Annotated in this window: 10 protein-coding genes and 2 tRNA genes; 3 read left to right on the top strand and 9 right to left on the bottom strand. The window is 70.1% G+C overall.

The window, feature by feature from the left end; genetic code table 11:
• Nucleotides 1-23: 23 nt before the first annotated feature.
• From NR792_RS01235 to dnaK, 4 genes are all read right to left on the bottom strand, one after another.
• Nucleotides 24-2,555 (bottom strand): AAA family ATPase, encoded by a 2,532-nt coding sequence (locus NR792_RS01235; protein ID WP_375758248.1) that lies wholly within the window; start codon nt 2,553-2,555, stop codon nt 24-26.
• A gap of 51 nt (nt 2,556-2,606) precedes the next feature.
• On the bottom strand, nt 2,607-3,014 hold the full coding sequence (locus NR792_RS01230) for a thiol-disulfide oxidoreductase DCC family protein (RefSeq protein WP_375758247.1): 408 nt from the start codon (nt 3,012-3,014) through the stop codon (nt 2,607-2,609).
• Nucleotides 3,015-3,041: 27 nt separating this feature from the next.
• Entirely contained in the window at nt 3,042-3,899 is an 858-nt protein-coding gene (locus NR792_RS01225; protein ID WP_375758246.1) for a hypothetical protein, read from the bottom strand.
• A 209-nt stretch (nt 3,900-4,108) separates the two neighbouring features.
• Nucleotides 4,109-6,022, bottom strand: coding sequence for a molecular chaperone DnaK (gene dnaK / locus NR792_RS01220; protein WP_375758245.1), 1,914 nt, complete (start codon nt 6,020-6,022; stop codon nt 4,109-4,111).
• Between the two features lie 416 nt (nt 6,023-6,438).
• On the opposite strand from dnaK, the gene NR792_RS01215 reads away from it, so the two are divergent.
• Nucleotides 6,439-7,527: a diacylglycerol kinase family protein gene (locus tag NR792_RS01215; protein WP_207050414.1), complete on the top strand. Its 1,089-nt coding sequence runs from the start codon at nt 6,439-6,441 to the stop codon at nt 7,525-7,527.
• 66 nt (nt 7,528-7,593) lie between these two features.
• Here NR792_RS01215 and NR792_RS01210 read toward each other — a convergent pair whose 3' ends face one another.
• The 5 genes from NR792_RS01210 to greB all read right to left on the bottom strand — a co-directional run bounded on the left by NR792_RS01210 (nt 7,594) and on the right by greB (nt 11,840).
• The gene (locus NR792_RS01210; protein WP_375758244.1) at nt 7,594-8,355 is read right to left on the bottom strand and encodes an SAM-dependent methyltransferase; all 762 of its coding nucleotides are present in this window, start codon (nt 8,353-8,355) and stop codon (nt 7,594-7,596) included.
• 88 nt (nt 8,356-8,443) lie between these two features.
• Nucleotides 8,444-8,761 carry a YbeD family protein gene (locus NR792_RS01205; protein ID WP_375758243.1) on the bottom strand — a complete coding sequence of 106 codons (318 nt, stop codon included), beginning with the start codon at nt 8,759-8,761 and terminating at the stop codon, nt 8,444-8,446.
• Nucleotides 8,762-8,795: 34 nt separating this feature from the next.
• On the bottom strand, nt 8,796-10,115 hold the full coding sequence (locus NR792_RS01200; RefSeq protein WP_375758242.1) for a PhoH family protein: 1,320 nt from the start codon (nt 10,113-10,115) through the stop codon (nt 8,796-8,798).
• Between the two features lie 186 nt (nt 10,116-10,301).
• Complete coding sequence (locus NR792_RS01195) at nt 10,302-11,297, bottom strand: deacetylase (RefSeq protein ID WP_375758241.1); 996 nt, start codon at nt 11,295-11,297, stop codon at nt 10,302-10,304.
• Nucleotides 11,298-11,306: 9 nt separating this feature from the next.
• Nucleotides 11,307-11,840 (bottom strand): transcription elongation factor GreB, encoded by a 534-nt coding sequence (greB, locus tag NR792_RS01190; protein WP_375758240.1) that lies wholly within the window; start codon nt 11,838-11,840, stop codon nt 11,307-11,309.
• Nucleotides 11,841-12,028: 188 nt separating this feature from the next.
• On the opposite strand from greB, the gene NR792_RS01185 reads away from it, so the two are divergent.
• Nucleotides 12,029-12,101 (top strand) — tRNA-Lys (locus NR792_RS01185).
• A gap of 12 nt (nt 12,102-12,113) precedes the next feature.
• Nucleotides 12,114-12,186: transfer RNA gene (locus NR792_RS01180), tRNA-Glu, on the top strand.
• The last annotated feature ends 135 nt before the right edge of the window (nt 12,187-12,321 follow it).

Here is a 12,321-nt window from a genome sequence, read left to right as displayed (position 1 = left end):
CCTTCCGTGCACGGCCCTGGCGATCACTGCGCGGTCCGCCGCTCCAGCACCTGCCGGCTGAAGCGCCCGAAGTCCTCGTCGATGCCGCGAAGCTGGGTGGACAGCTTGCGCGCGCTCTCTCCCAGCTCGCCCGGGAGCGCCTCCAGCATGCCCAGGGTGGCCTTGAGCCGCACCAGCTCGCCTTCCTTGAGCGCGAGCTGGGGAAAGCGGCTGCGCACCAGCCGTTCGAAGGTGCGCTCCGCGTCCGCACGGCTGTTGAGCGCGTCCGGCGCGGGCAACGTGGACAGCAGCTGCGTCAGCCAGCTGCGCAGGTACTTGATGCGCGACTGGAGGAAGGACAGCTCCGCCTCGGCCACCGCCGCTCGCACGGTGTCGGAGAGGAACGCCGAGGCCGACGGAGGACGTGCCGCCATCAGCTGGCCGTCCAGGCCCACCAGCGCGTTCAGCTCGCCGTCGGGGGCCTGCGCGGACAGCTCTCCCCGGTAGTAGGTGTACGCGTCGCCGTTGAGCACGGCGTTGGGGGCCGGCGGGGGGCTGGCCACCTCGCGCGACAGCACGCGGGCATGCTCCCGGAGGCGGTTCTCCATCAGGTCGCGGCACTCGGCGAGCACCGGCTCCGCCGTCACGCCCTCGCGCCGCAGGTTCTCCGCCACCGCCTGCACCGCGCGGCCGTACTGCTCGATGCGCTCGAACGGGGTCGCGCCCAGCACCTCGCGCGCGTACGCGATGCTCAGCGGCCGGAGCAGCTCCTGCTTCAATCCCGCCTGGGACGGATCCAACGCCGTGAGGGCGTTCTCCAGCTGGGTGAGGCGCCGCGAGTCCGCGGAGAGCGCGTCCAGCGGATCCTTGCGGCCCCGGGGGGCCTGCGCGGGGAACGCCGCCGACACCCGGCGCCGGAGCGCGGCCACCACCCGTCGGCGCGTGGCCCGGTCCGCGTCGCGCAGCCGTTCGTGGAGGGAGGGCACCGCCTCGCTGAGCATCGCCGCCAGCGAGCCCATCACGCCCAGCTCCTCCTCCAGGTTCTCCGCGAGCCCGACCAGCCACTCCATCTTCACGCTGTCCTCGAAGGCGAGCCCCTCCGCCGCGGACGCGCTCATCTCCAGCGCCTGCTCCAGGAACCGCGCGGACGCCTCGCACAGCGCGGGGTAGCCCGGCTTCAGCTCCGGCACCGCCCGGCACAACTCCAGGACGTCGCGGATGGCGATGAGCAGCGACACGCCGCCGCGCCCCTCTCCCTGCCCCGCCGTCATGCCCCGCGACAGCCGCTGCTCCAGGGCCACCACCAGCGCTCGCGCCGCCACCAGCAGCGGGGCCCGGTTCTGGCCGTGGCGCGGTCCGGGCACCAGCTTCCCCAGCACGCCGCGAGCGGTGCTGGACACCACCCCCGCCTGCCAGTTGCGGCTCAAGCCCTCCGCGGCGTTCACGTCATCCGCGGCCGCGAGCGTCGTCGCCTCGCGCTCCACGCCGCCGCCCAGCTCCTGGCGCACCTTGCCCAGCACCTCGTCGAAGGTGCGCTGCTCCAGCCGGACGATCTCCAGCTGCGCCCGCTCACGCGGATCCACCGCCGCCTTGAGCAGCGCGTCCGCCTCCGCCGCGGGCGGGCCGCCCAGGAGGAAGAACCAGCGCAGCGCGTCCAGGTCCTCCACCGTCGCCTCGAGCGGCCGGTCCGGACGGCGGTAGATCTGATCGCGCACCACCGCCGCCTTCAGCGTCCAGAGCGCCTTCACCACCGAGCGCTGGGAGAAGTACTTCGTGGGCACGTAGTCCGGCAGCTTCGACACCTGCGCCACGAGCGCGCGCTCCAGCGCGTCCGTCAGCATCTCCACGCCCTCCAGCACGTGGCCGGGCACCGTCACCTGGGCCACCGCGTCCTGGAGCAGGTCCAGTTGCTGGAGCGTCAGCGTGGCGCGCAGGTCCGGCCGCGTCCCGTGCACGAACCGGTGCAGCATGGCGGCCCGGCTCTCCCGCCGGGCGAAGGCCTTGGGCACGAAGCTGATGAAGCTCAACCGGTCCGCGAACGCCAGGAGCAGCTCCGGCGAGCGCGCGAGCACCTCCGTGAGGTACCGGTTGCTCGTCATCACCACGCACTCGGTACGGCCGGCTGTCACCTTGCGGCCGTGCTTCAGCTCCCGCTCGTACATCACGTTGAGGATGGAGCGCAGCAGCATGTCCCGGCCGTCGAAGACCTCGTCCAGGAACGCGTGCACCGCCCCCAGCATGCCCTCGTCGGTGAGGTACTCGGTGCGCCCGGTCTCCGTGAGCACCTTGAAGTCCACCGGGCCGATGAGGTCCGTCTGCAGCGTCGTCTCCGCGATCTGCTTGGAGAACAGCGACGGCAGCCCGGACACCTCGTCGGTGATGCGCCCCAGGACGGCGCTGGCGACCGCGCTCTTCGCCGTCCCGGGCGGCCCCACCACCAGCACGTGCTCGCGGCAGAGCAGCGCCAGCTCGATCTGCGTGAACAGCGTCTCGCGCTCCAGGTACGTCTCCCGCAGCTCCCCGAAGAAGCGGCGAAAGGACTGGGCGGCCTGCAGGTTCGAAGGAGGCGAGGTCACGAAAGGGCCAGGGGCTGCGGGGAAGGCCGCATGCTACCCGCGCCCCTCCCCCTATTTGAAGTGCACCGCGCAGGCCCCGTCGGGGCAGTCGCGACCCGCGATGCGGAAGCGGTAGCGGGCCACCACCCCATACACCGCGTCCGCCAGGTGCCTTAAGCCCGGGACGTAGTACACGTAGAGCAGCCGCCCCAGTGGCCGCCGGCCCAGCGCGCGGACGATGGCCTCCGCGCCCTCCAGGACCCGGCCATCCGCCTGGATGAGCTGCATGGCCTTCTCGCAGCGCTCGAAGCTCACCCCCGGGAAGGCGTCCAGGACGCCCTCGTCGCGGAACGACAGCAGCTGCGTGCCCTGTCCGCCCACCAGCTTGCGCATCTCCCTCGCGGCGCCGCTGCACACGCGGCAGTGGCTGTCGTAGAGGACCACGTCATGTCCCGGCGGTGTCGTCTGGAGCGTCGTCATGCGTCACCTCCCCCAGGGCCCAGTATGTCAACGCGGCTTGAGCATCTCATGCAGTTGTCCGTGCACGCTGCGCCAGATGTCGTGCTGCCGTTCAATAGGATCCATCAGCACGAGGCCCACCGACGTCGCCGGGGAGCTGCCCTGGAAGGCAGAGTACTGTCGGATGCACGTGCCTCCGCTGCCGTCGTCGTCGAAGACGAACTGGTTGGTGCCCCGCAGCGGGTGTCCGTCCAGGGTGGTGATGTGGACGACGCGCTCCGTCTCGTTGAGCTTCACGGTGATGGGCGCCCACACCGGCGGCGGCCCCTGCTCCTCCAGGAACAGCCGGGCGCCGTCCGTCAGCGCGCTCGCCGCCGGCCGCAGCGAGATGCCCGCCGCGCCGAAGAGCAGCTCCGGGTTGCTGACGAAGGCCTCGAAGGCCGCCTTCGCGGACACGCCGGGGATGCTGCTCGTGTAGTCCGTGAGCGCCGTGGGCGCGCCCGCGATGGGCGGGCTCGGGTCCAGGTGCCCCAGCTGCTTGCGCGCGTAGGCATCCATCGCGGGCCCCTGCTCGAACGTCACGCTGAAGGCCGCGGCCTGGGTCTGCTCCATCAGCCGCGCGCCCTGCTTCACCTGCTCCTGCAGGGAGCCCGTGGGCTTCGGCGGGAACGCGCCCCCCACGCCGAAGTCGAAGCCATTGCCCTCCCGCGTCCGGGGCGCCACCTGCGCTGCCCGCGTGGGACTCGCGGCCGGCGCGCCGGCGTCCCGAAACACCTCCACGGAGTTGGCCGGAGCGGCCGTCGTCCGTGAAGGCGCCTCCGCGCGCGGGGCCGAGGGGACGGACGTGACTTCAGGGGCGGCGACGTCCGGGAGGACGGCGGACAGCAGCGAGTCGATGCGGGACATGGGGCGGACACCTTCGTGCGGGACTGCGAGGAACCCGCCCGCCCCTTGCAGTGCCTCCGCCACCCAAGGCCCGCGTGAAATCGCGGGGTTGCTCCCGGCCCTCATCCCGCGTCCGGCACACCCGTCCGGAAAGACGAAGGCCGGCGCCCCTCGTCGGAGCACCGGCCCTCGGACTTCAGCCCCCGCCAGGCGGCGGGTGGCTCATGGCCTTACGACTGGCGGAACTCGGCGTCCACCACGTCGTCCTTCGCGGACGGCTGGGCGCTGGAGCCCGGAGCCGCGGAGGGCTCGGCGCCCGGAGGAGGCGTGGCGCCCGGCGCGCCGCCGGTGGCGCGGTACATCTCCTCCGCCGCCTTGTAGCTGGCCTGCTGGAGCTTCTCGAGGGCCGCCTTGATGGCGTCCTTGTCCTGCCCCTCGCGGACCTTGTTCAGCTCCGCGACACCGTCCTCGATGGCCTTCGCCACGTCGGGGGTGAGCTTGTCCTTGTTCTCCTTGACCATCTTCTCCGCGGCGTAGGCCTGGCTCTCCGCCTGGTTCTTCACCTCGACCAGCTCGCGGCGAGCCTTGTCCGCGGTCTCGTTGGCGCTCGCGTCCTTGACCATCTTCTCCACTTCGTCCTTCGACAGACCGGACGAGTGGCTGATGGTGACCTTCTGCTCCTTGCCCGTCGCCTTGTCCTTCGCGCTGACGTTGAGGATGCCGTTCGCGTCGATGTCGAACGTCACCTCGATCTGCGGCACGCCGCGCGGCGCCGGGGGCATGCCCGTCAGGTGGAAGCGGCCGAGGCTGCGGTTGTCGCCCGCCATCTCGCGCTCACCCTGCAGCACGTGGATCTCCACCTGCGTCTGACCGTCCGCCGCCGTGGAGAAGGTCTCCGACTTGCGCGTGGGGATGGTGGTGTTGCGCTCGATGAGCTTCGTCATTACGCCGCCCAGCGTCTCCACGCCCAGGGACAGCGGCGTCACGTCCAGCAGGAGGATGTCCTTCACCTCGCCGGAGAGCACGCCCGCCTGCACCGCGGCGCCCACGGCCACGACCTCGTCCGGGTTCACCGTGCGGTTCGGCTCCTTGCCGAACAGCCGCTTCACCGCCTCCTGCACCATGGGGATGCGCGTGGTGCCGCCCACGAGCACGACCTCGTTGAGGTCCTTGGGCTCCAGGCCCGCGTCCTTGAGGCACTTGCGGCAGGGCTCCAGCGAACGCTCCACCAGCGGGCCAATCATCTGCTCGAACTTGGCGCGCGTGAGCTTCACGTTCAGGTGCTTCGGACCGGACGCGTCCGCCGTGAGGAACGGCAGGTTGATGTCCGTCTGCATCGCGCTGGACAGCTCGATCTTGGCCTTCTCCGCCGCCTCCTTCAGGCGCTGGATGACCATCTTGTCCTTGCTGACGTCGAGCCCGGTGTCCTTCTTGAACTCGCTGATCAGCCAGTTCATGATCTCCAGGTCGATGTTGTCGCCGCCCAGGTGCGTGTCGCCGTTGGTCGCGAGCACGTCCACGACGCTCTCGCCCACCTCCAGGATGGACACGTCGAAGGTGCCGCCGCCGAAGTCGTAGACGGCGATCTTCTCATCCTTCTTCTTGTCCATGCCGTACGCGAGCGCGGCGGCGGTGGGCTCGTTCACGATGCGGCGCACCGTGAGGCCGGCGATCTCACCGGCGTCCTTCGTGGCCTGGCGCTGGGCGTCGTTGAAGTACGCGGGGACGGTGATGACCGCCTCCGTCACCTTCTCACCCAGGTAGTTCTCCGCGGCGCGCTTGAGCTTCAGCAGCACCTGCGCGCTGATCTCCGGCGCGCTGTACTGCTTGCCCGCGATGTCCACGCGAGCGTCGCCGTTGGGGCCCCGGGCCACCTTGTAGGGGACGAGCTTCGCTTCCTCGGTCGTCTCCTCGAAACGGCGGCCCATGAAGCGCTTCACCGAGTAGACGGTCTGCTCCGGGTTGGTGATGGCCTGGCGCTTCGCCACCTGACCGACCAGGCGCTCCCCGTCCTTCGTGAACGCGACCACCGAAGGCGTGGTGGGGGCTCCCTCTTCGTTGACGATGACCTTGGGCTCGCGACCCTCCATGATCGCCACCACGCTGTTCGTGGTGCCCAGGTCGATTCCGATAATCTTGCCCACGGTTCCCATCCTCTGGAAATGACTGCGTTTTTCCTGCGAAATCCCGATGTATGCCCAACGTAACCACCCCCCCCGGCGTGTCAAACGCGAGGACGGGTTTCCCCGTAGGCCCGGGCACCCAGCGCAAAGGTGATGACGGCCGCTGCGTAGCGCAGTGCGCAGGCCCCGCGGGCGCCCAGGAGGCACCGCGTCACCGGAACGCCATCCGGGCGCCACGGGTGCGTAACGCGCTCTACACCGCCGTCACCCCGCGGTAGCAACCGGGCGGGCATATTGGACACCAGCGGACCGTTCAACCCCTCGAAATCACATCAGGGCGCCCGGCTAACGCCACGCGTCAGGGGTTGGCGAGAAAAGTGCACAGTCCAAACCGCGTCAGCGCTGTCATACCGCTCCCCGCCCCCCTGGAGTCGTCCATGCTGGTTCAGCCCCTCCGTTCCACGGACTTCCGCCGCTCGCCGGCGGCGCAGCCGTCCGCCGAACCGAAGGTCGCGGTGCTGCTGAACGCGAACGCCCGCAAGGTGGATGCCCGGGTGGTCAAGCTGCTGTCGCACGTGGTGCCGGAGGAGGACCTGTTCCTATCGCGCTCGCCGCTGGACGCGCGCCGCATCGCGCAGACGGTGCTGGAGCGGGGCTACCCCACCGTGTTCACCGGCGGCGGCGACGGCACCTTCATGGGCTTCGTCAACGAGGTGCTCCAGCAGGTGGGCCCGCGCGGGAAGTTCGCCGGTCAGAGCGCGCCGCGCTTCGGCATCCTCAAGCTGGGCACGGGCAACGGCATCGCGGCGTTCGTCAACGCGTCCAGCACCCGGGGCGACGGCATCCTCAACGACGTGGTGCGCGCCCGCGCGGCGGAAGTGCCCGGCGTGCGCACCATGGACCTGGTGCAGGTGGACGGCCAGCGCGCGCCCTTCGCGGGCCTGGGCGTGGATGGCAAGGTGCTCAACGACTACATCTCCGTGAAGGAGTCGCTGGGCAAGGGCATGTTCAAGCGGGTCATGTCCGGCGGTGGCGGCTACTTCTCCGCGGTGGCCTTCAAGACGGTGCCGCACTACCTCACCAGCTCCGTGCTGGTGGAGTGTGAAGTCGTCAATGGCCCGTCGGAGGCCTACCGCCTGGGCGCGGAAGGCCAGGCCGTGGGCGGGCCGCTGGCGCCGGGCGCGGTGCTCTTCCGGGGCAAGCTGATGATGGCCGCCGCGGGCACCATGCCCTTCTACGGCTACGGCTTCCGCATGTTCCCCCACGCGAATGACCGCCGGGGCTTCCTGCAGCTGCGCCTGGGCCAGGTGTCGCCCACGCAGGTGCTGGCGAACCTGCCCCGCCTGTGGAACGGCCGCTGGGCTCCGGAAGGCCTGCACGACTTCCACGCCCGCGAGGTCACCATCCGCTTCGCGCGCCCCATGCCCTTCCAGGTCGGCGGCGACGCGGCCGGCTACCGCGAGCAGGTCACGCTGTCCGTGGCGCCCGAGTCCATCGAGCTGCTCGACTTCAACGGCGTGCAGTAGTCCCGGCGGTTGAAGGGCCCGGAAAGCCTCCGGGCCCTCCCCCACGCTGCAAACCCCCTGCTGCTCTCAGCCGCGGTCGCGCGACGCCGGGGGCTTCTCACCCGGCTCCTTGCGCCGTCCCACGGCGAACGCGTAGCTGACGCCCGGCCGCTGGTTGTGCTCGCGGTGCAGGGCCAGCTCCTCGCGGAAGGTGGCGCTCTCCGGCGACGCGCCTTCCGGCAGGTGCGCTTCCATGTCCTTGTAGAGCGCGTCCAGCTCCGTGTCGTGCAGCGACTCCACGGACTCGGGCTCGAAGCCGCCGGTCTCCAGCGCCTGGAGCAGCTCGCGCGGCAGCAGCAGCGGCGCGCCCAGGCGCTTCTCCCAGAAGTCCAGCACGGGCTTGGGCGTGAAGCGGCCCACGCGCGCCGGGAAGGTGAAGCCCACGCGGCCGCGTTTGCCCAAGAGCGGGCGGAACACGCGCAGCGACACGTCCAGCGGGTAGTGCACGCGCCCCGGCACGAGGATGCCGTGGAAGGGGCCGTCCAGCATGCCCAGCGCATCCGGCGCCACGCGGCGCACCTCGATGCGATCCGACAGGCCCTGGGAGCGCACGCGCTCGCGCACGGGGGACACCAGGGCCTCCTCCGTGTCCACGGCCACCACGGAGCACTTCAGCTCCTGGGCCAGCAGGACGGCGGCGCTGCCCTCCGGACCACAGCCGAGCACCAGCACGCGCGAGCCCTGCTCGAGCTGGGCCACCTTGGCGAAGCGGCGCGTGGCGTCGTCGGATCCGAACGCGCGCTGCGCCCCCGGCGGGTGGTACAGCGGGAAGTGCTCAGCGGGACTCATTCCACCCTCATATACGCACCCTGGCCGGACTTCCAGCCATCGGCGGGCCCCGGGCCCCCCTGCGGCATCCGCCCACGCACCGCCTGCCTCACAGGTAGTAGACGATGCGCGGATCCTGGTGCAGCTCCGTGTAGATGGCCCGGCGCTGCTCCTCGGAGATGAGCAGCACGGACACGCTCAGGGACACGAACTTCCCCTTGCGGCTGTGCTGCACGTGGATGGAGTCCGGGGACACCTCCGTCCCCATCTTCCGCCGGAAGAGCGAGCGCACGTGCTCCTCGAAGCCGGGCGTCTCCTCGACCGTCGCCTTGCCCATCACCTTGTACTCGTAGACGGAGGGGTACTCGACGAGGGGCTTCTTCTCCTCGCCGGGGGTGTCGGGCTTGTCGGTGCCGTCCTGGGTCATGACACGTCTCTAGCAGGCGCGGGGCTCGGGCGCTCTACAGCAGGTTGGCCGCCAACTCGGCCAGCATGCTGCGCTCGCCCTTGGCCATGGTGATGTGGCCGGCGATCTTCTCGTTCTTGAAGCGGTTGACCACGTGCACCAGGCCGTTGTTCGTCGAGTCCACGTACGGGTTGTCGATCTGGAACGGGTCGCCGGTGAGGATGATCTTCGTGTTGTCGCCCACGCGGGTGAGGATGGTCTTCACCTCGTGCGGGGTGAGGTTCTGCGCCTCGTCCACGATGATGAACTGGTTGGGGATGCTGCGCCCACGGATGTACGTGAGCGGCTCAATCTCCATCAGCCCCAGGTCGATGAGCTCATGGTGGCCGCGCCCGGCCTTCTTGTCCGCGCGGCTCAGGTTCATGAGGAACTCGACGTTGTCGAAGATGGGCTGCATCCAGGGGTTGAGCTTCTCCTCCACGCTGCCCGGCAGGTAGCCGATGTCCCGGCCCAGGGGGAAGATGGGCCGGCTGACCAGCAGCTTGTGGTACAGCCCCTCCTCCGTCACCTTCTGCAGGCCCGCGGCGATGGCGAGCAGCGTCTTGCCCGTGCCCGCCTTGCCGACAATCGTCACGAGCTTGATGTCGTCATTGAGCAGCAGGTCCAGGCAGAAGGCCTGCTCCATGTTGCGCGGCCGGATGCCCCAGGTGCCCTCCTTGCTCTGGCGCGCGAGCGGCACGAGCCGCGCCTTGGCGCCGTTGAAGCGGGCCATGGCGGTGTGGGACGGGTTGAGCTCGTCCTTGAGCAGCACCAGCTGATTGGGGAAGAGCCGGTCCTGGGCCGGCACCTCCACCTCGCCGCCGGGCTTGTAGAGCTGATCCACCATGTCCGTGGGGACGAGCAGCTCCGTGAAGCCCGTGTAGAGGTCGGTGATTTCGACGCGCTCGGTGTCGAAGTCCTGGGCGGACAGGCCCAGGGCGTCGGCGCGGATGCGCAGGTTGGTGTCCTTGGTGATGAAGACGGCCTGGGTGTCCGGCTCCGTCTCCATCAGGTCCAGGGCCACCGCGAGGATGCGGTTGTCCACCAGGTTGCTGTCCGCCATGGAGGACGGCAGCGAACGGTCGGTGAAGGCCACGCGGAGCATCCCGCCGTGCGGCAGCGGGACGCCCTCCTTCATGGAGCCTTCCGCGCGGAAGGAGTCCAGGTAGCGCGCCACCAGTCGCGCGTTGCGCCCCAGCTCGGAGAGATCGCGCTTGAACTGATCGATCTCCTCGATGACGTAGATGGGGATGATGACGTTGTTGTCCTTGAACCCGTAGATGCTGCGGGGGTCATGGAGGAGGACGTTCGTGTCGAGGATGAAGTTCTTTCGCATCGAGGGCTTCGCGACCTGACCTGGTTCGGGTGCGATTGCTGACAGCGAGCGACGACCGTGGAGGACCGACGCCTCTCAATATAGGCACCGAACGAGGGGGAACCAGCCGCATTCCCGTCGGGAAAGGCGAACGTCCGTCCGAAAGAGCACGGCATTCCCGACGGAACAGGGCGCTACAGCGGGCCCTCAGGACGTCGCGGCGGTCCACGGCGGAGCCGCCGCCGGCTCGCAGGCGTCCTGGTACGGCGACGCGGGCGCCAGCGGATCATACCCGAGCAGCTCCACCACCCTTTCGGGCGGAGGGCCGGGAGGCATGCGGGCCCAGGGGAAGCGCGCCTGCAGCGCCTCTTCATCCAGCGACAGCACCTGCTGCGCGTGGGAGCGCCGGGCCCGGTGCCAGCCGCGCGTGTCCAGCCGCCGGGCCAGCCGCCGCGACAGGGGGCTGATCATCGGCGTGGGCGTGAAGAGGGCCTGCTGGCCCTCCGCATCCCGCATGCAGCCCAGCTCCACCGCCCACGCCAGCAGCCAGCGGGGCCAGCCGCGGCCCGCGCGGCGAAGCGCGCTGAAGCGTCCCTGGGCGGCGCCGTCCACGAACGAGAAGCACGGCTCGTAGACGCACGCGGCGGAGAACGTCGCGGGCGTCAGCGCCACCCCTTCCGCGCCGATGCGGCGGGCCATGAGGTGGAGCAGCTCCAGGATGTCGCGCGACAGGGAGAGTCCCGGGTGGAGCTGTCCGGGCAGGGGCGGCCGGGCCCAGTCGAAGGGGCGCCCCGGGTGCTGCAGCAGGAGGCTGTCCACGTAGAGCAGCGGGGCCTCCGCCACCGCGCGCGTGAAGCCCACCTCCGAGCCCGGGGCCTGGCGCAGGGACAGGTCCACGACGGGCGTGTGGTAGCGGCGGCTCTGCAGGGTGAGGCGCGGCTGGAACGGATCCTGGCAGGACAGGCGCAGCTCGAAGGGGCCCACGCGCTCCTCCAGGCGCTTCGCGAAGCCGTAGGCCTGCAGGGCGCGCTCCAGTCCCTCGCGGCTGTAGGTGCCGAACGCCAGGCCCACGCGGTCGCTGCCGGACTCCAGGCCCAGGTCGTCCAGCGACAGGCCCTCTTCCGCGGACGCAGCCAGGTCCACGCTGCTCAGGCGCGAATAGGTGCGGCGAGCGTGGGTGCTGAGCTCTGGCGTCCGGGGCATGGGGGCGTCCTAGTCGTAGCGGATGTCCACCAGGGTGAGTTCAATCTCACCCCGGGGGCGCCGCACCTCCACCGTGTCGCCCGGGGCCTTGCGCAGGAGCGCGCGGCCCATGGGTGACTCGACGCTGATGCGGCCTCCAGAGGCGTCGATCTCATCCGAGCCGACAATCTGATACGTGCTGCGGATTCCGGCCTCGTCCTCCAGGGTAACGGTGGCGCCGAAGTAGACTTTCGAGCGGTCCTCCTGCTCCGAGGGGTTGACGATGGTGGCGGTGTCCAGGCGCTTCGAGAGGAAGCGGATGCGCCGGTCGATCTCCCTCAGGCGCTTCTTGCCGTAGATGTATTCGGCGTTTTCTGAACGGTCGCCCTGGGCGGCGGCGGCGGACACCTCGGCGGTGACCTTGGGGCGCGCCTCGTTGAGGAGCTGGAGCAGCTCGCGGTGCATGCGCTCGGCGCCCACCCGGGTGAGGTAGCGGCGGAACGGGGCCTGCTCCCCTGCCTCTTCGTCCTCGGTGTCGGGCGGTTCGGGAACTTCCTGGGACATGCCCTGTGTATAGCGCCGGACGCTGACGGGCGGAGGGCGCCGGGGGGCCGGATGTTCACCGGGGCCAGGACGGAGCGTGTCAGGAAGCGGCGCCTGCGATCGCCAGTGGAACTCCCCGGGCGCTGCTGGTAGGAAGCGCCTCGCGGAGCCGCTGGCGGATCCGCGGCTGGAGCTAAAAAAAGAATAGCGAGTCGCTAGCTCAGCTGGTAGAGCACCGGCCTTTTAAGCCGAGGGTCGGGGGTTCGAGCCCCCCGCGACTCAAGCAGTGACGACGTCCCCGTCGTCTAGAGGCCCAGGACGCTGGCCTTTCAAGCCGGTAACACGGGTTCGAATCCCGTCGGGGACACTGGAACAGCCCCGTAGGTACCCTGGAAACACAGGGTGCCTACGGGGCTGAACCGTTTCGGCGCTCCTCTCCACTGACGGCGCGCTGATGCGTCCTCCTCCTGCCCACCGCGCCTGAGCCTCGCTGAGAGCCGCT

Origin of the sequence: Corallococcus exercitus (assembly GCF_042231735.1) — a bacterium.
Classification (GTDB): Bacteria; Myxococcota; Myxococcia; order Myxococcales; family Myxococcaceae; genus Corallococcus; species Corallococcus exercitus_B.
The sequence above is the reverse complement of the archived record's forward strand: the minus strand, read 5'-3'. Positions and strand labels throughout refer to the sequence as shown.